Source organism: Saccharopolyspora sp. NPDC002376 (assembly GCF_053593195.1).
Window position 1 is genome coordinate 1 of the sequence record NZ_JBSFBZ010000008.1, and the last position, 21,624, is coordinate 21,624.

Genomic DNA, 21,624 nt, shown 5'->3' on the forward strand with positions numbered 1-21,624 from the left:
GTCAATTTCGCGAGAAATTGACCGTCACCCGGGTGAACGTCAATTTCTCGCGAAATTGACCACCCCCCGAGGGTGACGAAGCCTGGTCAGGCGAAGTAATGGGGGATGTCCAGGGGGCCGCCTGCGGACTGGAACTCGGCTTGGACTGCGGTTCGGAGGGAGTCGTCGGTTAGGTAGTCCACTGTGGTCAGGGCTAGGCCGATTGCTCCGTCGATGACTGCTCGGTCTCCGGCGTCTGAGGCCGCTGCGGCGGCGAATTCTTCCGTGTGGAGGGCCAGGTTCGGGTCCCCGAGGCCGATCATCGGGTGGATCGCCGGGACTCGGTAGCTGAGGTTTCCGAGGTCCGTCGAGCCCGTCAGGTACTCCGGGACCACGCCGCGCGGCAGCGACGTCCGGCCGCGGCGGGCTTGGTGTTCGGCCCAGCGCGCGGCCAGCGTGTCGTTGTGCCGGATTGGCAGGTAGGCCGGGTTGTTGTCCCAGTTCAGCTCCACGCCGCAGCCCGTCATCGACGCCGCGCCGTGCGCGATGGCCTCGATCCGGGACGCCAGGTCTCGCAGCGATCCGGGCTCGGCGGACCGCACGTAGAACAGCGCCGCCGCGCGGTCCGGCACCACGTTGGGGCGCTTGCCGCCGTCGGTGATGATCCCGTGCACGCGGTCCGTCGAAGGCATGTGCTGACGCATCGCCGCGACGCCCTGGTAGGTCGCCACCACCGCGTCGAGGGCGTTTCGCCCCATGAACGGTTGCGCGGCGGCGTGCGCGGCCACGCCGTGGAACACCACCTCGAGCTGGCGTCGCCCGAGGAACGGGTGGGTGGCGATGTCGTGCGAGAACGGGTGCAGCATCACCACGGCGTCGACGTCGTCGAACAGCCCCGACCGGGCCAGGTGCTCCTTGCCGCCACCGCCTTCTTCAGCCGGAGTGCCGAACAGGCTCACCCGTCCCCCGGGCATCGCCGACGCGGCGGCGAGGAACCCGCCCACCGCAGCCGAGCAGATGATGTTGTGCCCGCACCCGTGCCCGATACCCGGCAGCGCGTCGTACTCCGCCAGCACCGCGACGTGCGGCCCACCGGTACCCACCACGGCACGCAAAGCGGTGTCCAGCCCGCCGACGCCCACCTCGACGTCGTGCCCATGACGACGCAGCAGCTCAGCGGCCTGCGCTGCGGACCGGTGCTCGGCGAAGGCCTCTTCGGGATGCGCGTGCAGATCCCGGCTCAACCCGACGAGTTCGTCCGCATGACCATCCACCCAGACCTCGACCTCGGCGCACAGCTCCGCGTCGGCCCCGGCGTGCTCGGAGCGGATCGGCTCAGCGGCGGCCACGGCCCGCTCGGTAGCGGCGGAAACGGCGCGGAGGTAGGAGTCATCCGGCTGCACGGGCTTCGTCACACCCCGACTCTAAAGCCTGTTTTCGCCCCCACCCCGCATCGAACTGACGCACCACCTAGCGCCCGGCGACGGGAGGTTCCCAACTTTAGGGAAATTTGGACGCCCAGCTCAGCGCCGAGCCCCGGTTCGGGCGGGGTCGAGGACCTGGTGGGCCAGAAGGGTTCCGCCGACCACCGCCGACGGGATCACCACCAGTTGCAGCACCGGGATCAGGCAGAGCAGGTACGTCGGCAGGCCGAAGCCGAACACCGCGGCCCGGTGCCGGCGCAGTTCCCGGCGGCGGTCGGCGAGCTTCAGGCCGCGTCGCGCGAAGACCAGACCGACCATCTCCACCGTGACCAGCCACGCCCCGAACAGCGCGCCGAGCACCAGCACCGCGATCTGCCCGGCCACCGGGATGAACCCGATCGCGAACAGCAGGATCGCCCCGACCAGCGCGATCAGCACCAGCTTCACCGAGTCCCGCACCCCGCGCCCGACCTGCCGCAGCACGCCCGCGCCGTCGTCGGAGGTGTCGAGCCCGAGCTCCTCCTCCGCCTTCTCGGCGATGTGCTCGTAGAACGGTCCACCGATGAGCAGCGTGATCGCGATGAACGACACCGAGGCCAGCAGCGCGGCCGAACCGACCAGCGCGATCCCCACCAGGATCCGCAGCGCTCGACGTCCGACATCGCCCCAGCCGTCGGCGAACGGTGTCATCCAGCTGACCAGGTCACCGCTGTAGTAGATGAGCGCGCCGAGGAAACCGAGCAGCAGCGCGGCGCTGATCAGCGCGGGCAGCGCACCGAGGACCAGCAGTTTCGGTCGGCGCGCGATGATGCCGAATCCGGTGCCCAGGGCACGGGATCCGGCGGTGAACGAACTCATCAGGGCATGTCTCCAGTACGGCGTTGATCAATGCCCACCGTACCGGCAACGGAAGGTGCCCCGGAGCGGATCGGGCGATCAGTGCACCACGCGATGGCGCTTGTGCCGCGTGGACTTGGGCGTGCGCGCGCCGAACGGCCCCGGATTTCGCCGGTCGGGCTGGCGGTTGGCGTGCAGCTCCACCAGCAGGACGTCGGGGTTCTCCCCGGCGTGGCTGCGCCAGAGCATCCGCAGCAGCTCGTCCTCCGTGAGCACCCAGCGGCGGTCGAAAACGTCATCGTCACTCATCGCGACTCCAACGCCAATTGATTGCGCACAGTAAACGTGCGATCGCTCCCCGACAACGATACGCCTCCGCCGCACCCAGGTGATCCAGTTCACCAACGGATCACCCGCAGGCGAAGTTAGGTTAGCCTTCCTTCCGACGAAATGCCGGACTACGAAGGACGCGGAGATGACTCCTCCCCCAGCTCTTGCCAGCAGCAGGTTCGGCCGCCGGGGCTTCCTGATCGGCGCGACCGGCGTGCTCGCCGCCGGGCTGGCGGCCTGCGGCACCAGCGGCGCCCCGAGTGAGGGCGACGCCCCGCAGGGCGGACCGGGCTTCCCGACCAGCATCCCGAACCGGTACGGGACCGCGGAGATCAAGGCCGCCCCGCAGCGCATCGTCAGCCTCGGCATCACCGACCACGACGTGCTGCTGCCGCTGGGCGTCATCCCGGCCGGGCTGACCCAGTGGGGCCCGTGGGACAGCGGCGTCGGCCCGTGGGTGGAGCCGATGTTGCGCGGCGAGAAGCCGAAGATCTTCGGCAGCGAGGTCGACGCGGAGGGCGTCATCGCGCTGACCCCCGACGTCATGATCGCGCTGCAGAGCGCGCTGACCCAGGAGCAGTACAACCGCCTGACCAGCTTCAACCCGGTGGTGGCGCAGCCGCCGAACGCGATCGACTACGGGGTGAACTGGCGGGTGCAGGCCGAGACGATCGGCCAGGCGCTGGGCAAGCAGGACGAGGTCGCCAAGCTCGTCGCCGACACCCAGGCGCGCATCGACCAGACCCGCGACGCGAACGAGCTGTTCCAGGGCAAGACGCACGTCACGGTCCGCACCGACTCGGCGGGCACCTACGCGGCCTACACCAAGCAAGACGCCCGGACCGCGCTGCTGGAGCAGCTGGGCCTGCGGTTGTCCCCGGCCATCGAAGGTCTGGACAGCGGCGGCAAGTTCAACGTCAAGATCAGCAAGGAGCAGGTCTCGCTGCTGGACGCCGACGTCGTCATCGTCACCACGGCGAAGGCCGCCGACGTGGACGCGGTCCGCAAGGACCCGCTGCTGAATAACCTCCCGGCGGCCAAGCGCGGCGGCCTGGTCCTGCTCGACGACTACGACCTGACCATGGCCCTCGGCTCGGCCACGGTCTCGAGCATCCCGTTCGTCCTGGACCACCTCACACCGAAGCTCGTCGAGGCGCTCAGCTGACGCGCAGGGGGTCCCGGTCTCACACCCCGGGACCCCCTGTGACTCGGGAGTTTGCACCCGGCGCGGCCAGCGACAACGATACGTCGCTGTGACACGCAGGGATCAGGACAGCTCCGACGCGAAAACGCCCGCGCCGGTGGACGATGTGTCCAAGCAGATCATCGAGCAGCTGCAACAGGACGGGCGTCGCTCTTACGCCGCGATCGGCAAGGCCGTCGGCCTGTCCGAGGCCGCGGTGCGCCAGCGGGTTCAGCGACTGCTGGACACCGGATTGGTGCAGATCGTCGGCGTCACCGATCCGCTTCAGCTGGGCTTCCTGCGCCAGGCCATGATCGGCGTGAACGTCTCCGGCGACGCGCAGCTGGTCGCCGACGCGCTAGCGGAGATCCCGGAGATCGAGTACGTGGTGATCACCGCCGGGTCGTTCGACCTGCTCGTCGAGGTGGTCTGCCGGGACGACGAACAGCTGCTGGAAGTGATCAACCAGCGGATCCGCAGCCTGGACGCGGTGACCAGCACCGAAACCTTCGTCTACCTCAAGCTGCGCAAGCAGACCTACACCTGGGGAACCCACTGAACAACTAGATCACTTGCATCAAGCATCCAAAGCTTCGGTTTTCGTTGTCATCAGTCTCAGATACTGTGGATTCCGCAGACGATGATTGATGCGAGGTTGATTATGACCGCGACAGAGCACCCCGCCGCGAACCGCACGCTCGGCGACCGGGCCCGGGACCACCTGTGGCTGCACTTCGCCCAGCACGGCGGCTACGCCGACAGCGAGATCCCGGTGATCACGCGCGGCGAGGGCCCCTACATCTACGACGAGCGCGGTAAGCGCTACTTCGACGGCCTGGCCGGGCTGTTCGCCGTCCAGGTCGGGCACGGCCGCGAAGAGCTCGCCGAGGCAGCGGCGCGGCAGACCAAGCAGCTCGCCTACTTCCCGCTGTGGTCGCACGCGCACCCCAGCGCGGTCGAACTCGCCGAGCGGATCGCCACCCAGGCGCCCGGAGACCTGAACCGGGTGTTCTTCACCAGCGGTGGCGGCGAGGCCGTCGAAACCGCCTGGAAGCTGGCCAAGCAGTACTTCCGCAAGACCGGAAAACCCGGCAAGCACAAGGTGATCAGCCGGTCGCTGGCCTACCACGGCACGTCCCAGGGCGCGCTGTCCATCACCGGAATTCCCGGCGCCAAGCAGGATTTCGAGCCGCTGGTGCCCAGCACCATCAAGGTGCCCAACACCAACTTCTACCGGGCGCCGGTTTTCGCCGACGACTACGAGGCTTTCGGCATTTGGGCGGCCGAGGAGATCGCCCGCGCGATCGAGCGGGAAGGCGCGGACACGGTGGCCGCGGTGTTCCTGGAACCGCTGCAGAACACCGGCGGCTGCTTCCCGCCGCCGCCCGGCTACTGGCAGCGCGTCCGGGAGATCTGCACCGAGCACGACGTGCTGCTGGTCTCCGACGAGGTGATCTGCGCGTACGGCCGGCTGGGCCACGACTTCGGTGCGAACCGCTACGGCTACCAGCCGGACATCATCACGGTGGCCAAGGGTCTGACGTCCGGCTACGCCCCGCTCGGCGCGATGATCGCCGACGAGCGGCTGATGACGCCGTTCCTGTCCGGCGACAGCAGTTTCACGCACGGCTCGACCTACGGCGGACACCCGGTGGCCTGCGCGGTCGCCACGGCCAACCTGGATTTGATGGAGTCCGAGGACCTCTACGGCCAGGTCCGCGCCAACGAGGCGAACTTCCGCGCCACCTTGGACAAGCTCCTGGACCTGCCGATCGTCGGCGACATCCGCGGCGCCGGGTACTTCTACGGCATCGAGCTGGTCAAGGACAAGACGACCAAGGAGACGTTCACCGCTGCCGACGCCGAGCGCGTGCTGCAGGGCTTCGTCTCCCCCGCCCTGTTCGAAGCGGGCCTGTACTGCCGCGCCGACGACCGCGCGGAACCGGTGATCCAGCTGGCCCCGCCGCTGATCTGCACCCAGGACCACTTCGACGAGGTCGAGCAGATCCTCCGCTCCGTCCTCACCGAAGCCTGGACCAAGCTCTGACGACCCCGAAGTCCCGCGATTTCAATGGAAATCAGACGTCTGATTTCCATTGAAATCGCGGATTTTCTCCCCAGCCCCGGCCAGTTGTCCACACCCACTGGCATGTCGGGTCCCGACACGCCAGTGGACCACAGTTTCAATTGAAACTGTAAATCCCAGGCACGACGGATCACAGTTTCAATTGAAACTGTGGTTCCCCCACGCGCGAGACTGGCCCGATCCGGTGAAAACTTGTGGGTGATATGGCAGCTTGGGCGTCGGATGATCGTCTTGGTGGTTCACTTCCTCCTCGATGTCCAGATCGAGGAGGATCTCCGTGGCCGTTGGCGCCCGCCTAGTGCCCCTGCTGCTCGCACTCGCCCTTGCCGCACTGCCGATTCCGGCGAGCGCGCAGGGGAGCACCGGCCGACCGTGTGCGTCCACTTTGGACTGCACTGCGGCCGAGCTGGAGGGGATGCCGCTGACCGAGCGGCTCGCGTTCGTCCGCGCCGTGCAGGACCGGGTTTCGGCGGAGTACATCCCAGGTTTCCGGCACTGGCGCAACATCGAGGGGATCATCAGCTTCTTCATCGAGAAGGGCTTCGGAGAGCGGGGTTCCTGGGTTTCGCACGTCGACGCCGGGATCCTGGAAGGCATCGAGCGCGGCACCGCGATGGCCCTCGGCGTCTCCGATGACGACGGCGGCAACCCGGGATCGCACCTGTGGGCCGACTACCTCCGCCGCATGCAGCGCGGTGAGCTGACCGATCGCTGGACGCACGACCCGGCGTGGGGCAACGCCGAACAGGCCTCGACCGAACACGGTTTGCGCCTGGCCGAGGCGAACGGCGCCCGCCCGACCCGGGTCGACTGGCAGATCTACCAGTTCAGCGAGTTCTACCGCTGGATGCTCCGCAACCCCCAGGCCGCACTGCTGATGCTCAACGAAAACCTGGGCCAGGCCACGGGAATCCCGCTGACGCCGGTCGACTTCCTGCGCTGGTTCACCGACGTGACCACGCCGGTTCCCACCCACCGAGGCGCCCACGTGGCCCACGACCTGGCCCTGCCGAGTCCGGTCGGAGCCCCGATCAGCATCCTCCAGCTCTTCCTGGCCTACGCCCCGGAACTCACCCGCGCGTACCAAGAGGACACCGCTCAGGTCCCCGCGCACTGACGGCTGGCTGGTTCGACGTGCCGAGCGCGGACCGGGAGTCGGGGCGTGAAAAAGGCCCCTTCCGCGAGAGTCGGGGTCTTCGCGGAAGGGGCCTTGGTCAATCGATGATCAGGCGATGATGCGGATCGGGTCCTCGAGCAGCCCGGTCAGCTGCTGCAGGAACGCCGCGCCGACTGCGCCGTCCACCGCGCGGTGGTCCGCCGACAGGGTCACGCGCAGGATCTTGCGGGCCACGAACTCGCCGTCGCGGACCTGCACCTCGTCGCGGGCCGCGCCGACCGCCAGGATCGCCGCCTCCGGCGGGTTGATCACCGCGCTGAACTGCTCGATGCCGAACATGCCCAGGTTGGAGATCGAGAAGGTGCCGCCGGACATCTCGTCCAGCTTCAGCTTGCCCTCGCGGGCGCGCCCGGCCAGCTCGCGGCTCTCGGTGGCGATCTCCGAGACGCTCTTGCGGTCGGCGTCCTTGACCACCGGCACCACCAGACCGCCCTCGATCGCCACTGCGACGCCGAGGTTGATCCGCTTGTGCTGCAGCAGCTTGTCCCCGGCGAACGAGACGTTCACCGACGGGTTCGCACGCAGCGCGGTGGCCACGGCCTTGACGACCAGGTCGTTGACGCTGACCTTCGGGCCGCCCGCGGCCTGCAGCCGCTCGTTGAGGTTGCCGCGGAACGACATCAGCTCGGTGACGTCGATGGCGCTGGTCAGGTAGAAGTGCGGAGCCTGCTGCTTGCTCTCCGTCAGGCGCTTGGCGCTCACCTTCTGGATCTTGTTGAGCGGGATCTCCTCGACGTCCTCGCTCACCGCGGCAACCGGGGCGGCCGGAGCAGCAGCGGGGGCGGCGGCCGGAGCGCTCGGGGCGGCAGCAGCGGCGGCCTCGATGTCGGCGCGGATGATCCGGCCACCGGGGCCGGTGCCCTGCACCGCGGCGAGGTCGACGCCCTTCTCCTTGGCGACCGCCTTGGCCAGCGGCGACGCCTTCGGCTTGGAACCCGGCTCAGCGGGCGCAGCCGGGGCGGCAGCCGGAGCAGCCGCAGCGGGCTCGGCGGCTGGGGCCGGGGCCTCAGCAGCGGGGGCCGGAGCGGAAGCGGCTTCCGCCGCAGCGCCGGAGCCGTCGCCGAGGACCGCGATCGGGGTGCCGATCGGCACCGTCGCGCCCTCGTCGACGAGGATCTTCTCCAGCACCCCGTCGTCGTAGGCCTCCAGCTCCATGAGGGCCTTGTCGGTCTCGATCTCCGCGACCACCTCGCCGCGGCTGACCTGGTCGCCGACCTTCTTGCGCCAGGTCGAGATCACGCCCTCCTCCATGGTGTCGGAGAGCCTCGGCATCTGAATCTCAGTCATCGTCTTCCTCGGGTGAGCACAGGCCTCAGCGGCGTCGACCGACCGCGTCCAGGGTCTGGTGGATGGCAGTCGTCAGGGACTCAGCGGACGGGAGCGCGGCGCGCTCCAGCGGCTTGGCGTAGGGCAGCGGCACCTCCGCCGCCGCGACGCGGCGGACCGGGGCGTCGAGGTAGTCGAACGCACCGTCCGAGATGGACGCGGCGATCTCCGCGCCGATGCCGTAGGTCAGCCAGTCGTCCTCCGCGACGACGGCGCAGCCGGTCTTGCGCACGGAGTCCACAATGGTCTGCCGGTCCAGCGGCCGCAAGCTGCGCAGGTCCACGACCTCGGCGTTGATGCCCTCCTCGGCGTGCAGCTTGTCGGCGACCTGCTGGGCCACCAGCGCCATCCGGGAGTAGCCGATGATGGTGATGTCGGTGCCCTCGCGGGTCACCTTCGCCTTGCCGATCTCGGCCGGCTCGACGACGTCGGGAACCTCGCCCTTGGTGTTGTAGAGCGCCAGGTTCTCCAGGAACAGCACCGGGTCGTTGTCCCGCATCGAAGCCAGCAGCAGCGCCTTGGCGTCGGCGGGCGTGCTCGGCGCGACGACCTTCAGGCCCGGCACGAAGGCGTAGTACAGCTCGATGTTCTGCGAGTGGGTGGCGCCCAGCTGCTGGCCACCGCCGCCCGGCGTGCGCAGGACCATCGGCACGGAGGTCTGGCCGCCGAACATGCCGTAGATCTTGGCCGCGTGGTTGACGATCTGGTCCAGCGCGACCAGCGAGAAGTTGATCGTCATCAGTTCGACGACCGGACGCAGGCCCAGCATGGCCGCACCGACCGCGGCACCGACGAAGCCCTCCTCGGCGATCGGGGTGTCGCGCACCCGCTTCTCGCCGAACTCCTTGAGCAGACCAGCGGTGATCTTGTAGGAGCCCTCGAAGACCCCGATTTCCTCGCCGATGAGGAAGACGTCCTCATCGCGCAGCATTTCCTCGCGAAGCGTGTCGTGCAACGCTTGGCGGTACGTGATGACGGCCAAGGGTGTTTCTCCTGGAAAAGAGCAATGGAGACCTTGAGTGTTTTGGGCCGCTGTAGCGGCCCAAAACACTCACGGATCAAGTGGCGGGGTGTCGCAAATACCGCGACGAGAACTTTCGCGGAAAACCCGGAGTGGCGTCAGAAGACCGGGTCGGCGGGAAGCCGTCGCGAATCGTTGGCCACCGGGGTGGCGTAGGTGTAGTCGAACAGCGTCGACGGATCCGGGTGCGGGCTGTCGTCGGCGAACGCGACCGCCGCGTCGGCCTCGGCCTGCGCCTTGCGCTCGATTTCCACGGCGGCGGCCTCGTCCAGGACACCAGCCTCGATCAGCTGGGCGCGGAAAGCGGCGACCGGGTCGGCTTCCTTGGCCTTCTCGACCGACTCCTCGCTGCGGTACTTGGCCGGGTCGACCACCGAGTGGCCCTTCAGCCGCTCGCTGACGCACTCCAGCAGGGCCGGGCCGCCGCCGTTGCGGGCCTGCTCGACCAGGCGGGTGGCCGCCTCGCGGACCGCCAGCACGTCGTTGCCGTCCACCCGCTCGCCGGGCATCTTGTAGGCCGAGGCGCGCTTGAACAGCTCCGGCTCCGCGGAGGACTTGTCGACCGTGGTGCCCATGCCGAGCTGGTTGTTGATCACCACGAAGACGACCGGCAGGTTCCACAGCGCGGCGATGTTCAGCGCCTCGTGGAACGCACCGATATTGGTGGTGCCGTCGCCCATCTGGCACATCACGACCTGGTCGCCGTCGCGGTAGTCGATGGCCAGCGCGGCACCGGTGGCCAGCGGGATCTGGCCGCCCACGATGCCGTAGCCGCCGAGCAGCCCGGCCTCCACGTCGAACATGTGCATCGAGCCGCCCCAGCCCTTGGAGGTGCCGGTGGTGCGGCCGTACAGCTCGGCCATCACGCGGCCGGGCTCGATGCCCTTGGCCAGTGCGTAGCCGTGCTCGCGGTAGTTGGTGAACAGCAGGTCGGACTTGCGCAGGGCGCGCATCAGGCCGACGACGGTTGCTTCCTCACCGAGGTTGAGGTGGCAGTACCCGCCGATCTTGGCCTGGGTGTAGCCCTGGGCCGCGCGCTCCTCGAAGCGGCGGATCAGGGTCATCTCGTGGAAGTAGTCCTGGAGCAGCTCCGGCGACTCCCCGGCGAAGCGTCCGCCGCCGGAGCCGCGTACCGCACTGCTGCTGCGCCGCGACTTGGCGGTGCTGCGGGTGGCCGGCTTGCTGCGCGTGGCTGTCGTTGCCATCACAGTCCCCTTTTCGATCGACTGTATTCAGAAGCGGCGGTAGCCGCTTGCGGTGCGGGGCTGCTCACCCGGCACCGCCGCGGGTTCTCAGACGTCGTCTCGCGAGGACAGCTCCGACGTGGTGAATTTGCATTCATGATGTCGGGGCTCCCGGAGTGAGACGGCGTCTGAGGTTCCGCTACTGGCACCGCTACGCAGGCCGCTTCTGGAGTTCGATTCCGTGCTCAGCGCTTCTTCGGCGGTGCGACGTGGACCGGCAGGCCGAGGGCCGCCATCGCGGCCTCCATGCCGACCTCGCCCAGAGTCGGGTGCGCGTGGATGGTCTCGGCGAGCTCGTCGAGGGTGGCCTCCAGAGACATCGCCAGCGCGCCTTCGGTGATCAGGTCGCTGGCCGAGTGCCCGATGATGTGCACGCCCAGGACCTCGCCGTACTTCTTGCCGGCGACGATCTTCATGAAGCCCTCGGTGTCGCCGTAGCTCTGGGCGCGGCCCAGCGCGGCGAACGGGAACTTCGCGGCGACGACGTCGTGCCCGGCTTCCTTGGCCTGCGCCTCGGTGAGGCCGACGCTGGCGATCTCCGGGTGGGTGAAGGTCGCCGCCGGGATGACGTTGTAGTCGATCGCGCCGTGGTGCCCGGCGATCGTCTCGGCCGCCACGATGCCCTGGTGGGACGCGACGTGCGCGAGCAGCGCCTTGCCGGTGACGTCACCGATCGCGTAGACGTGCTCGACGCTGGTGCGCAGCTTCTCGTCGACGCTGATGAAACCGCGCTCGCTGGTGGCGACCCCGGTCTTTTCCAGGTCCAGGCTGGCGGTGTTGGGCTTGCGGCCGACCCCGACCAGCACCACGTCGGCGTCGATCTGCTGCGGCTTGGCGCCGTCCACGGTGACCTTCAGGCCGTCGGCGGCCTGGTCGACGCGGGAGACGGTGGCCTCGGTGAGGACCTTGATGCCGCGCTTGGTGAACGAGCGGCCCAGGGCCTTGCCGACCTCGACGTCCTCGGCGGGCACCAGGGTCTTCTGCATCTCGATGATGCTGACCTCGCTGCCGAGGGTGGCGAACAGCGTCGCCCACTCGGCGCCGACTGCGCTGCCCCCGATGATGGCGATGCGCTTGGGCACCTCGGTCAGGCCGAAGGCGCCGTCGGAGGTGATCACACCGGGCAGGTCCGCACCGGGCAGCGGCAGCTGCACGGGGACCGAGCCGGTGGCGATGATGATGTCGCGGGCCTTGACCTGCTCGATCGGCTTGGCACCGGCCGGCTCGGCGGCGTAGCGCGGGCCCTCGGCGCCCAGCGGCGACTCACCGGTGGCGTAGACGTCCACGGTGGTCGGGCCGGTGAACCGGGCGTGGCCGTTGATGACGGTGACACCGTTGGCCTTGAGCAGGCCGGCGACGCCGTCAGTGAGGCCCTTGACGACGCTGCTCTTGCGACGTCGGACGGCGTCATAGTCGACGCTCACGTTCTCGACGTTGATCCCGAAGTCGGCAGCGTGCAGCACGGTCTCGTAAACCTCGGCCGAACGCAGCATCGCCTTGGTCGGGATGCAGCCCCAGTTCAAGCAGACCCCGCCGGGCCGCTCCTTTTCCACCACGCCGACCGAGAGGCCGCGCTGCGCGGCCCGGATCGCGGCGACGTACCCACCGGGGCCGCCACCCACCACGAGAAGGTCGAACTCCTGCACTTCGCTGTGCTCCTTTGAACGCACGCGCCGGTTATGGAAAGCCCGGATCGAGCGGGCATTCTTACTCAGAGTGTCGTGAGAACGACCACTTCCGCGCTATGCCCGCTCGCCCAGACTTCTTCTGGCGCCACTGTGCACACCGCACATTTCGCAGCGTGACGCACACAACATGTAACGCGGACATTACCGTCCGTGGCTGAGATTGCCGTCACGCGCCACGCGGGCCCCCGGGCGTAAAACCCCAGGAGTCGAGTCAGTCCCGCACCGACCCGACACCCAGCGTGCCGAAAAGTCGCATTCGCCCGACTGCCGCCGTTGCACAGCGAAACGTCCTCCTCGCAGCACTAGCAAAAGATCAAAAACCAGGATCAAAGACAAGCTCCGAGGTTCCACCACCCGCACCGCCACGCAAAACGAGGTTGGAAACAGATTCTCAGGCCGGTTGCTTCTGGCGTTGCACCGCTAGGGCCGCGTAGGCCGCTGCTCCGTCGGCCAGGACCTGGTCGTCGAAGACCGCTTGCAGCGAGTGGTCGTCCGAGGCTCCAGACCGTCCAATTCGGACAGAACGCGCTCCTGAGTGCGCGGCAATTCCAGCCCCAGCTCCGGATTCCGGTGCAGATCGCGGCGGATCCGCACCAGATCCGGGTGCAGCGCACGAGCGTCGCCCAGCAGCGTCGACAAAGCGATCATCGTCGAGTCCTCCGTTCAGCGGCGCTTGCCCAGCAGGGTGATGACAGCGGTTCCAGCGGCGATCCACGGCACGGCGGTCAGACTTCCCAGCGCCGAAAGTCCTTCTGCGAGAAGCGGAAAAGCGCCGCCGAACAACACCAGCGAGGACACCACTGCGATGTGCAGGCCGCATCCACCGTCAAGGCCGGCACGCCTAGTCGCTTGGTTTTGCAAGCGATGAACGCGCCGGAGTTGGTGGAACGGCCGAGCAGAGATGGTGGCCCGCTGGTCGCGTCGAACCGTGACCCGATCACGGATACCGCCAGCTGGTGGGCCGGGCGGTGACCCTGCGCCTGGTGAAGCTGATGGGCCAGCTCCTCGACCAATGCGGCTACGCCGCGGGCTCCATCCCGATCGACACCCGGCTACCGCCGAAAGCCTGGCGTTCAGTCGCGCAGGCCATCGCGGAGGCGGAGGGCCGACAGGGCCAGGGACAGCGAGACGTAGGCCGTACGGCCGTACAGTGACATGCCGATCAGCGACGTGATGCGGTGCAGGCGGTTCAGGACCGTGTTGCGGTGGCAGTGCAGGCGGACCGCCGCGTTGGCCGTCGAGCAGTTCTCCTCCAGCCACGCCGCCAGGGTCTCCAGCAGCATGTCCCGCTCCCGCACCGGCAGCTCCAGCACCGGGCCCAGCTGCGACTCCAGCAGGCGCTGCGCCAGGTCCGGCGACTGCACCAGCAGCGCCTCAGGGAACCGTTCCTCCAGGGTCACCAGCTCCGAGGTGCCGTAGGAGGACGTCCCCAGCGTGGTCAGCGCGAGCTGGTGGGCCAGGCCGACCTCGGCCAGCCCCCGCACCGTCGGCGACACCGCCACTCGGCCGCGCGCCATCGGGCGCAGTGTGTCCAGCACGAGTTCCTTGTGCCGCTGTTCCAGGGCGACCAGGCCGACCAGCGAGTCGGCCCGCACCTGCCACACCGATCGGATGTGCAGCGCGCTCAGCACGTCCTGCTGCCCGCGCAGGGCGAACCCGCTGTCGTCGGTCATCTCCGCGACGATCACCAGGTAGGCGCCGCTGGTGGGCAGGTCCAGCTCCTTGGCGGTGCGCTGCGCGAAGGCGATGTCGCGCGCGCGACCGGCCAGCAGGTCCTCCACCAGGGCGTGCCGACGCTGGTCGTCTCGGCGCACCCGCTCCAGCTCGGTGTTGCGGTAGGACGTCGACAGCGTCGAGGACAGGCCGTCGATCACCGTCCATATCGAGGTCGCCACCCCCAGCATCGCGTCCGGATCCGCACCGTCCTGGTGGGCCTGGTCGACCAGCGACTCCCAGACGATCCGGCCGCCGAGCCGGAAGGTCCGCAGCATCACCTCCAGCGGCACACCCTGCTCGGCGCGGCGACGGCCGATCGCGGCGGCCACGTCGTCACCGTCCGGACCGGCGACCGCACCGCTGAGGATGTGCAGGATGCGTTCCAGGTACTTGCGACAGCCCTCCCACAGATCTTCCTTCGGGACCGGGCTGTAGTCGGTCCACTCGGGGTTGTCGGTGAAGATGGCACCCATCAGCCGCTCGGTCAGCGTCGGCAAGTCCTGGAGCCGGGCTCCGGCCAGCGCGTGCGTGACATCAGCGGCGTTCTCGGCAGGATCAACTACCACACCTGGAACGATACCGCCCGGAACCGGCGTCTCGAGACCACAGTTTCAATTGAAACTGTAAATCCCACCCACGGCGGATCACAGTTTCAATTGAAACTGCAGACCTCCGGTTCAGCGCTGGATGCGCAGGAGGCCCTCCTGGACGACTGTTGCGACGTGACGGCCGGAACGGTCGAAGACGTTGCCGCGTCCAAGGACTCGGCCGCCCGCCGCCACCGGGCAGTCCTGGTCGTAGAGCAGCCACTCATCGGCTCGGAGGTCCTCGTGGAACCACATCGCGTGATCCAGGCTGACCAGCTGAACCCCCGTCGCATGCCGGTCGACGCCGTGCAGCAGGAACACCGGCTCCAGCAACGTCATGTCCGAGGCGTAGGCCAGCGCGCAGGCGTCAAAAAGTCCGCGGTGCGGAGCGCCTCCTTGGGGGGTGGTGGTCGGGCGACGGGCGGCAGGATCGTCCGGCAGCTTCTCCGGCACCCGCATCCACACGAGGTGGCGCGAGTGGCTGGGCTCGACCGGCGGCGGGTACGGCGTCTTGTCGACGTGGCGCAGTTCGATCGCCCTCGGCAGGCGCCACCAGTCCGGGATCGGCACGTCGGAGTCGGCGAACCGCTCGTGCAGCGGCAGCAGCTCCTCGGGCGCGGTCGCGGGCGGGAAGTCCGCCTGGTGCCGCAATCCGTCGCGGTCGCGCTGGAAGGACACCAGCGCGGTGAACACCTCCACCCCGTCCTGACCGGCGACCACCCGGCGGGACGAGGTCGCCCCGCCGTCCCGGATCCGGTCCACTGCGTACTCGATCGGACGGGTCGGGTCGGCGGCTCGCACGAACAGCGCGTGCATCGAGTGCACCGGCCGGTCCGCGAGCACCGTGCGACCCGCCGCGGCGATCGACTGGGCCAGCAGCAAGCCGCCGAAGGTGCGGTGTTCGGGCAGCGGCTGGGTGCTGCCCAGGAACCTGTCGGTGCCCAGCTCGGCGAGGTCGAGCAGGTTCAGCAGGCGAGGAACGTCCATGGCCAGAACCAACTACTCCCGACAGGTGGTATCAAGTTGCCCGTGACAGGCGACACAACCTCTGACGCGCGGACCGCTGCGACGTCTCCGACCGGCGCTGCGCGGGAGGCATCCGAGCGGTGATCAACGCGGCGATGCACGCCCAGTCTCCGCGGCTGCCCGACGAGCTGGCCGGTCGACTGCGCGAGTGGATCATGACCGGCCGGCTCCGGGCGGGCGATCACCTGCATCTGGAACGGCTCGCCGACAACCTCGGCGTCAGCGTCACGCCGGTGCGTGAAGCGCTATTGGCGTTGCGCGGCGAGGGATTCGTGGACCTGGAACCGCGGCGCGGGTTCACCGTGGCGCCGCTGAGCCGCCACGACTTCGCCGACGCCCACTGCCTGCAGGCCAGCCTCGCCGGGGAGCTGGCCGCCCGCGCCGCGCAGCGGATCGAGGCCGAGCAGCTCGCCGAACTCGCCGAGCTGATGGAGGAGATGCGACTGACGGCGCAGTTCGTGCTGGCCGACGTCGGCGGCCTGGTGGCCCGGTTCCATGCGCAGCTGTGGCGGATCGCGGAATCGCCGAAACTGTCGTGGTTCCTGGGAATCGCGGTGCGCTACGCGCCGCAGCACGTCGCCGCGTCGGTGCCCGGCTGGCGCGAGATGGCGGTCACCGACCATCAGGCGCTGCTGATCGCGCTGCAGCAGCACAACCCGATCGGCGCGCGCGCCGCGATGCACAAGCACGTGGCCCACACCGGGGAGTTGCTGATCCACCACCTGCAGCAACTGGGGCTGTGGTCGTCAGGCACGGAAAGCACCCCACGCCAGGGAGTTCCGCATCACACCAGGAACAACGACGCGGATGGCTAACGCTGTCCCCCCTTGCGGCGACATCCGGGGTGAGACACCCGTTCTAGGCGTCCTCACAACCCACCTCATCCCTGCGCAAGAAAGTTGGGGCCCACGCCATGCAGAGCAACAGCCGCACGATCGTGTCGGTTGTCGGAACGTTGATGATGGTCGTGTCGACCGTCCTGCTCGCGACGTGGAGCCCCAATCCTGGGGAAACTCGACTACCGGTACAACCGGCAGCCAGCGACACCTCCATCGAGATCGCCCGCTGACGCAAGGGCGCAATTTCTCGGTGCCCGGCGTCAGGCTTCGCGGACGACGTCTTCGGGGAGTTTGTCGTTGCGCAGTCCGGAAAATCGGGGATGGCGGAGCTTGCCGTCGTCGGTCCACTCGGTGAAACCGATCTGCGCCACCAGGTCCGGCGACACCCAGTGCACCGCTGGTTCGGTGACCTCGTCGGCGAACGGTGAGGTGTTCCGGGACCGGGCGTCGAGCTCGGTCCGGAGGTTCCGCAGCGTCCGCTCGTCGTATCCGGTGCCGACCTTGCCCGCGTAGCGCAGTCGATCGCCTTGGTAGTAGCCGACCAGCAGGGCTCCGAAGCCGAACCGGGAGCCTTTCGGGTCGGTGAACCCGCCGATGACGAACTCCTGATCGGCGACGCACTTGAGCTTCAGCCAGTCCCGGCCGCGGCCGCCGCGGTAGGGCCGGTCCGCGCGCTTGGCGATCAACCCTTCCCACCCGCGTCGGCACGCCTCGCGGAAGAACTCCTCGCCGGTGCCGACCCGGTGCGCGCTGAACCGCAGCGGATCGGTGAACTCGAAGCACTCCCGCAACAGCCGTTTGCGGGTGCGCAGCGACAGCCCGGTCAGGTCCACGCCGCCGAAGGCGATCAGGTCGAACGCGTAGTAGTAGATCGTCACCCCGGTGCGCCTGGCCGCCTTCGGGTCGGTGAGGTGGATCCGCTTCTGCAGCCGGGCGAAGCTGGTCCGGTCGCCCTCGAAGGCGACCACCTCGCCGTCGATCACGAACTGGTCCGCGCCCTGCTCGGCTAGCGCGTCGACGACCTCCGGGTAGGCCGCGTCGACGCGCTTGCGGCTGCGCGACCACAGCACAGGGCGGCCGCCGTCGCAGCCCGCGATCACCCGGACCCCGTCGAGCTTGCGCTCAAAGATCCAGCCGGAGTCGGAGAACCGGTGGTGGGTCAGGGTGGCCAGCGCCGGCTCGTGCCAGGTGCCACCGCCCCAGGACCGGAGTCTGCCCTGTTCAGCGCGGTCGACCAAGCGCAGCGGATCGCTCATCGAATCATGCGTACCCGACCTCCGGCGAACCGCAAACCACCCGGAAGCTGAGAACTTGCTGTGAACGGTCTGTGAGTTCCACCCCCGCACAGCTTCACGAACGAGTGAATGCGAGAAACTGGAATTACTCCCCTGGCCCTGTCCGAAGGTGAAAGCACCCGATGTCGAAGCAAAAGAATCCGCTGTCCAAGAAGGGAAGCGGACTGTCCACCAACGTCATCCTCACCGCCGCCGTGCTGGTCGTCGCCGTGCTGGTGATCGGCGGCGTGCTGTGGTTCAACCGCGGTGGCGGCAGCGGCACCAACGAGGACTCCGGTCCTCCGGTGGCCGCCGAGCTGCTGCGCAAGCCGGACAGCAACGTGCTCGTCGACACGCCCGACAGCAAGGTCACCGTGGTCGAGTTCTTCGACTTCCAGTGCCCGGCCTGCTGGAGCTACTACACGCAGTTAACCCACAAGATCGAAGCCGACTACGCCGGCAAGATCACCTTCGTCGCGCGCAACTTCCCCCTGGACAACATGCACCCGCTGGCCCGACCGGCCGCGCAGGCCACCGAAGCCGCCGCGCTGCAGGGCAAGTTCAAGGAGATGTACCACGCCATCTACGACAACTACGAGGCGTGGGCGATCACTCCGGACGGCCAGGTCAGCAACGACGAGGCCAAGGCCCGCGGGCTGTTCGAGCAGTACGCCCAGCAGATCGGCCTGGACATGGACAAGTTCCGCGCGGACGTGAACTCCCCGCAGGTCAACGCCAAGATCGACGCCGACGTGGCGGACGGCCAGAAGGCCGGGGTCACCAGCACGCCGACGCTCTTCATCAACGGCCGGCAGTTCAAGCCGGGCGATGATGTGAAGACCTACGACCAGCTCGACCAGGCCTTCCGCAGCAAGCTGGACTCGGAGCTGGGCAAGTGAGCGCCGCCCACGCCGTTGAAGGCACCGAGACCGGTGCACCCAGCACTGCCCCGCGGCCCCGAGGCCTGGGCTGGCTCTACGTCGTGGGCGGACTCATCGGGTTGGCCGGCTCGTTCGCGCTGATCGTCGAGAAGCTGGCGAAGCTGACCAACCCCGGCTACGTGCCGACCTGCAGCATCAACCCGATCATCTCCTGCGGTTCGGTGATGGACAGCGCCCAGGCCGCGGTGCTGGGCTTCCCGAACCCGCTGATCGGGGTCGCCGCGTTCCCGGTCGTGGTCACGACCGGGGTCGCGGTGCTGGCGGGTTTCCGCCCGCCGCGCTGGTTCTGGCTGGGCATGCAGCTCGGCACCACGCTCGCGGTGGCCTTCATCCACTGGTTGGTGGTGCAGAGCCTCTACGAGATCGGCGCGCTGTGCCCGTACTGCATGATCGTGTGGGCCGTGTCAATCCCCCTGTTCTGGTACACCACGCTGCACAACCTCACCGCGGGCAACTTCGGTGGCGGCCAGTCCGTCGGCGTGGCGCTGGCCAGGGTCCACAGCGTCGTGCTGGTCCTGTGGTATCTGGTGATCGTGGTCCTGGTGCTGCTGCGCTTCTGGGACTACTGGAGCAGCCTCCTGTAGCCGGGAGCGCCCGTTTGTTCGGTGCGGGGCTCGGGTACGCAGGTGACTGCGAGTGATTGGTCGCGCCGCACCGACCGAGACGAGGTGGCCCGGGATGAGCGTGGAACGCGAGGTCGCGAGGGGCGAGCCGATGACATCCGCGGCGAACGTGGTCGAGGTCCGCATCTCGGCCGAACCCGCCCAGCTGGCGGTGATGCGCGCGGTGGTCGGCGACCTCGCGATGCGCGCCGACTACGACGTCGACTCGATCGCCGACCTGCGGCTGGCGGTGGACGAGGCCTGCTCCTCGCTGGTCCGGCTGGCCGCACCGGAAGCCACCTTGGTGTGCCGGTTCCACACCGCGGGCGACGTCCTGTCGGTCACCGCCGAAGTGCTCAGCGACGACGCCTTCGGCCCGCGCAAAGATACTTTCAGCTGGCGCGTGCTAAGCGCTCTTGCGGACGTTGTGTCAACCTCGGTCGAGTCGGATCCCGCTGCCGCCAACGGCAGCCACCTGGTGCGGATCGAATTGACCAAGGGACGGACGGCACACGTGTGAGACGAGCGGAATCCAAGCCGACGGGGCATTCGCGCAACGAGCGCTACGACCGGCTGGCGCCGCTCTTCGGCGAGCTCGCGAAGCTGAGCAAGCAGGACCCTCGCCACTCCGCGCTCCGGGACAAGCTGGTCACCGAGCACCTGCCGGTGGCCGAGCACATCGCCCGCCGCTTCAGCCACCGCGGCGAATCGCAGGAGGACCTGACCCAGGTGGCCACCCTGGGGCTGATCAACGCGGTGGACCGCTTCGACCCGACCCGCGGTGTGGACTTCCTGTCCTACGCGGTGCCGACGATCATGGGCGAGGTTCGCAGGCACTTCCGCGACACCGGCTGGGCGGTGCGGATGCCGCGCCGCCTGCAGGAACTGCACCTGTCGGTGTCGGCGGCGATCGCCCGCCTGTCGCAGGAGCTGGGCCGCGCCCCGACTCCGAGCGAGCTGGCCAAGCACCTCAACATCAGCACCGACGACGTGTACCGGGGACTGGAGGCGGGCAACGCCTACCGCAGCGCTTCCCTGGACGAGCTGCTCACCGACACCGACGAGATCCCGCTGGGCGATGCGATCGGCTCCGACGACGCCGAACTCGCCGAGGTGGAGAACCGCGAGATGGTGCGCCCGCTGCTGCAGGGCCTGCCGGACCGGGAACGCCGGATCCTGGTGATGCGCTTCTTCCGCGGCATGACCCAGACCCAGATAGCCGAGCAGATCGGCATCTCCCAGATGCACGTCTCGCGCTTGCTCTCCAGAACCCTCATCTGGCTCCGCCAACGCCTCGAAGAAGAAAAACCAGCCAAAACAGCAGCAGACTGATCATCCTCGTGAGAACGGGCCTGGGATGGGGAACCGCCCGGGACCCGTCGGGGGAGTCGGGTCCCGGGCGGCAGCTCGGGGGGAGGTGGTCAGACCTCGATGCCGCGCTCGTTCAGCCACGACACCGGGTTGATCTTGGCGCCACCCACGATTACCTCGAAGTGCAGGTGCGGACCGGTGGACTGGCCGCGGTTGCCCATCGTGGCGATCTGCTCGCCGGCACCGACCTCCTGGCCGACGCTGACGTCGATGGTGTTGATGTGGCCGTAGACGGTGACCGTGCCGTCGTTGTGCTTCACCCGGATCCACTGGCCGAAGCCGCTGGCCGGGCCGGCGTCGATCACGGCGCCGGCGGCCACCGACAGGATCGGGGTGCCGATGCTGTTGGCGATGTCGATCCCTTTGTGGCTGGTGCCCCAGCGGGCACCGAAGCCGGAGGTGAAGGTGCCTTCCGCGGGCTTGACGAAGCCGTTCGCGGCCTTGCGGGCCGCTTCTTCCTCGGCGCGCTTGGCCTCGGCAGCGGCGCGCTCGGCCTCCTGGCGGGCCTGCTCGGCCTCCTCGTGCTCCTTCTCGATGGCCTCGGCCTTGTCGACCTGGCGGGACTCCTCCACCGAGTCGGTCGAGGTCTCGGCGGCGAGCAGCTTGACCGAGGCCGGGCTGGTCGACGTTCCGTTGACCGCAAGGCTCAGCTTCTTGCTCGCGGAGAGCGGGTTCACGGCCGCGCTGCGTTCGGGGCCGCTGGGCTGCCCGTCGGCCGCGGCCAGCGGCTGCCCCACGGCGGCGAAGGCGCCACCGGCGACCAGTGTGGCCACGACCTTGTTCCGGAGCGGGAGGGCGGCCTTCGGGGTATGGCCGCCCTCCTTGCTGTGCTTGCCCATCCTCACCTTCCGTCCGGGGAGGTCCGGCCACTTCCCGCTCGGGGGATTGCGGGTGATGCCTCTCGGGGGAGCGAGACATCGTCGTGATCGAACCGTGACGTACGAGCGGTGAAAGTAGCTGAGGGTTATCAACA

Annotated in this window: 21 protein-coding genes; 10 read left to right on the forward strand and 11 right to left on the reverse strand. The window is 68.5% G+C overall.

Features of this window, described 5'->3' with window-relative positions:
* Positions 1-86 precede the first annotated feature (86 nt).
* The 3 genes from ACWCO2_RS08205 to ACWCO2_RS08215 form a co-directional block, all read right to left on the reverse strand.
* Positions 87-1,382 (reverse strand): M20 family metallopeptidase, encoded by a 1,296-nt coding sequence (locus ACWCO2_RS08205; protein ID WP_450127147.1) that lies wholly within the window; start codon positions 1,380-1,382, stop codon positions 87-89.
* Between the two features lie 120 nt (positions 1,383-1,502).
* A complete protein-coding gene (locus ACWCO2_RS08210; protein ID WP_450127010.1) occupies positions 1,503-2,261 on the reverse strand; it encodes an EI24 domain-containing protein in 759 nt (252 codons plus the stop codon).
* A 78-nt stretch (positions 2,262-2,339) separates the two neighbouring features.
* Positions 2,340-2,549: a hypothetical protein gene (locus ACWCO2_RS08215; RefSeq protein ID WP_450127011.1), complete on the reverse strand. Its 210-nt coding sequence runs from the start codon at positions 2,547-2,549 to the stop codon at positions 2,340-2,342.
* Positions 2,550-2,715: 166 nt separating this feature from the next.
* On the opposite strand from ACWCO2_RS08215, the gene ACWCO2_RS08220 reads away from it, so the two are divergent.
* From ACWCO2_RS08220 to ACWCO2_RS08235, 4 genes are all read left to right on the forward strand, one after another.
* On the forward strand, positions 2,716-3,735 hold the full coding sequence (locus ACWCO2_RS08220; protein ID WP_450127012.1) for an iron-siderophore ABC transporter substrate-binding protein: 1,020 nt from the start codon (positions 2,716-2,718) through the stop codon (positions 3,733-3,735).
* Positions 3,736-3,823: 88 nt separating this feature from the next.
* A complete protein-coding gene (locus ACWCO2_RS08225; protein ID WP_450127013.1) occupies positions 3,824-4,312 on the forward strand; it encodes an Lrp/AsnC family transcriptional regulator in 489 nt (162 codons plus the stop codon).
* 102 nt (positions 4,313-4,414) lie between these two features.
* Positions 4,415-5,800 carry an aspartate aminotransferase family protein gene (locus ACWCO2_RS08230; protein WP_450127014.1) on the forward strand — a complete coding sequence of 462 codons (1,386 nt, stop codon included), beginning with the start codon at positions 4,415-4,417 and terminating at the stop codon, positions 5,798-5,800.
* Positions 5,801-6,116: 316 nt separating this feature from the next.
* Positions 6,117-6,956, forward strand: coding sequence for a hypothetical protein (locus ACWCO2_RS08235; protein ID WP_450127015.1), 840 nt, complete (start codon positions 6,117-6,119; stop codon positions 6,954-6,956).
* A gap of 108 nt (positions 6,957-7,064) precedes the next feature.
* On the opposite strand, the gene ACWCO2_RS08240 is transcribed toward ACWCO2_RS08235, so the two are convergent.
* From ACWCO2_RS08240 to lpdA, 4 genes are all read right to left on the reverse strand, one after another.
* Entirely contained in the window at positions 7,065-8,303 is a 1,239-nt protein-coding gene (locus ACWCO2_RS08240; protein ID WP_450127016.1) for a dihydrolipoamide acetyltransferase family protein, read from the reverse strand.
* Positions 8,304-8,328: 25 nt separating this feature from the next.
* Complete coding sequence (locus ACWCO2_RS08245; protein WP_450127017.1) at positions 8,329-9,324, reverse strand: alpha-ketoacid dehydrogenase subunit beta; 996 nt, start codon at positions 9,322-9,324, stop codon at positions 8,329-8,331.
* 137 nt (positions 9,325-9,461) lie between these two features.
* A complete protein-coding gene (gene pdhA, locus ACWCO2_RS08250; RefSeq protein ID WP_450127018.1) occupies positions 9,462-10,568 on the reverse strand; it encodes a pyruvate dehydrogenase (acetyl-transferring) E1 component subunit alpha in 1,107 nt (368 codons plus the stop codon).
* 224 nt (positions 10,569-10,792) lie between these two features.
* Positions 10,793-12,253: a dihydrolipoyl dehydrogenase gene (lpdA, locus tag ACWCO2_RS08255; protein ID WP_450127019.1), complete on the reverse strand. Its 1,461-nt coding sequence runs from the start codon at positions 12,251-12,253 to the stop codon at positions 10,793-10,795.
* Positions 12,254-12,865: 612 nt separating this feature from the next.
* Here lpdA and ACWCO2_RS08260 point away from each other — a divergent pair.
* Positions 12,866-13,267 carry a hypothetical protein gene (locus ACWCO2_RS08260; RefSeq protein ID WP_450127020.1) on the forward strand — a complete coding sequence of 134 codons (402 nt, stop codon included), beginning with the start codon at positions 12,866-12,868 and terminating at the stop codon, positions 13,265-13,267.
* A gap of 101 nt (positions 13,268-13,368) precedes the next feature.
* Here the strand turns inward: ACWCO2_RS08260 and ACWCO2_RS08265 are convergent, their stop codons facing one another.
* The gene (locus ACWCO2_RS08265) at positions 13,369-14,577 is read right to left on the reverse strand and encodes a PucR family transcriptional regulator (RefSeq protein ID WP_450127021.1); all 1,209 of its coding nucleotides are present in this window, start codon (positions 14,575-14,577) and stop codon (positions 13,369-13,371) included.
* A gap of 111 nt (positions 14,578-14,688) precedes the next feature.
* Complete coding sequence (locus tag ACWCO2_RS08270; RefSeq protein ID WP_450127022.1) at positions 14,689-15,585, reverse strand: acyl-CoA thioesterase; 897 nt, start codon at positions 15,583-15,585, stop codon at positions 14,689-14,691.
* Between the two features lie 134 nt (positions 15,586-15,719).
* Here ACWCO2_RS08270 and ACWCO2_RS08275 point away from each other — a divergent pair, with 134 nt between their 5' ends.
* Positions 15,720-16,439, forward strand: a complete 720-nt coding sequence (locus ACWCO2_RS08275; RefSeq protein ID WP_450127023.1) for a GntR family transcriptional regulator — start codon at positions 15,720-15,722, stop codon at positions 16,437-16,439.
* A 284-nt stretch (positions 16,440-16,723) separates the two neighbouring features.
* Here ACWCO2_RS08275 and ligD read toward each other — a convergent pair whose 3' ends face one another.
* Positions 16,724-17,719 carry a non-homologous end-joining DNA ligase gene (gene ligD / locus ACWCO2_RS08280; RefSeq protein ID WP_450127024.1) on the reverse strand — a complete coding sequence of 332 codons (996 nt, stop codon included), beginning with the start codon at positions 17,717-17,719 and terminating at the stop codon, positions 16,724-16,726.
* A gap of 161 nt (positions 17,720-17,880) precedes the next feature.
* On the opposite strand from ligD, the gene ACWCO2_RS08285 reads away from it, so the two are divergent.
* The 4 genes from ACWCO2_RS08285 to ACWCO2_RS08300 all read left to right on the forward strand — a co-directional run bounded on the left by ACWCO2_RS08285 (position 17,881) and on the right by ACWCO2_RS08300 (position 20,612).
* Complete coding sequence (locus tag ACWCO2_RS08285) at positions 17,881-18,636, forward strand: DsbA family protein (protein WP_450127025.1); 756 nt, start codon at positions 17,881-17,883, stop codon at positions 18,634-18,636.
* Positions 18,633-19,262, forward strand: a complete 630-nt coding sequence (locus ACWCO2_RS08290; protein WP_450127026.1) for a vitamin K epoxide reductase family protein — start codon at positions 18,633-18,635, stop codon at positions 19,260-19,262. Before ACWCO2_RS08285 ends, ACWCO2_RS08290 begins: the two co-directional genes overlap by 4 nt.
* Before the next feature lie 94 nt (positions 19,263-19,356).
* On the forward strand, positions 19,357-19,800 hold the full coding sequence (locus ACWCO2_RS08295; RefSeq protein WP_450127027.1) for an ATP-binding protein: 444 nt from the start codon (positions 19,357-19,359) through the stop codon (positions 19,798-19,800).
* On the forward strand, positions 19,797-20,612 hold the full coding sequence (locus ACWCO2_RS08300; protein WP_450127028.1) for an RNA polymerase sigma factor SigF: 816 nt from the start codon (positions 19,797-19,799) through the stop codon (positions 20,610-20,612). The genes ACWCO2_RS08295 and ACWCO2_RS08300 overlap by 4 nt, the downstream gene beginning before the upstream one ends.
* A gap of 89 nt (positions 20,613-20,701) precedes the next feature.
* On the opposite strand, the gene ACWCO2_RS08305 is transcribed toward ACWCO2_RS08300, so the two are convergent.
* Complete coding sequence (locus ACWCO2_RS08305; RefSeq protein WP_450127029.1) at positions 20,702-21,490, reverse strand: M23 family metallopeptidase; 789 nt, start codon at positions 21,488-21,490, stop codon at positions 20,702-20,704.
* Positions 21,491-21,624: the final 134 nt, after the last annotated feature.

Bases quoted from the DNA above. Each gene is read 5' to 3' on its own strand.
- ACWCO2_RS08305 (WP_450127029.1), bottom strand. From the start codon at position 21,490: ATGGGCAAGCACAGCAAGGAGGGCGGCCATACCCCGAAGGCCGCCCTC.
- ACWCO2_RS08285 (WP_450127025.1), top strand. From the start codon at position 17,881: ATGTCGAAGCAAAAGAATCCGCTGTCCAAGAAGGGAAGCGGACTGTCC.
- pdhA (WP_450127018.1), bottom strand. From the start codon at position 10,568: ATGGCAACGACAGCCACGCGCAGCAAGCCGGCCACCCGCAGCACCGCC.
- ACWCO2_RS08275 (WP_450127023.1), top strand. From the start codon at position 15,720: ATGCACGCCCAGTCTCCGCGGCTGCCCGACGAGCTGGCCGGTCGACTG.
- ACWCO2_RS08295 (WP_450127027.1), top strand. From the start codon at position 19,357: ATGAGCGTGGAACGCGAGGTCGCGAGGGGCGAGCCGATGACATCCGCG.
- ACWCO2_RS08270 (WP_450127022.1), bottom strand. From the start codon at position 15,585: ATGGACGTTCCTCGCCTGCTGAACCTGCTCGACCTCGCCGAGCTGGGC.
- ligD (WP_450127024.1), bottom strand. From the start codon at position 17,719: ATGAGCGATCCGCTGCGCTTGGTCGACCGCGCTGAACAGGGCAGACTC.
- ACWCO2_RS08220 (WP_450127012.1), top strand. From the start codon at position 2,716: ATGACTCCTCCCCCAGCTCTTGCCAGCAGCAGGTTCGGCCGCCGGGGC.
- ACWCO2_RS08230 (WP_450127014.1), top strand. From the start codon at position 4,415: ATGACCGCGACAGAGCACCCCGCCGCGAACCGCACGCTCGGCGACCGG.
- ACWCO2_RS08210 (WP_450127010.1), bottom strand. From the start codon at position 2,261: ATGAGTTCGTTCACCGCCGGATCCCGTGCCCTGGGCACCGGATTCGGC.
- ACWCO2_RS08215 (WP_450127011.1), bottom strand. From the start codon at position 2,549: ATGAGTGACGATGACGTTTTCGACCGCCGCTGGGTGCTCACGGAGGAC.
- ACWCO2_RS08240 (WP_450127016.1), bottom strand. From the start codon at position 8,303: ATGACTGAGATTCAGATGCCGAGGCTCTCCGACACCATGGAGGAGGGC.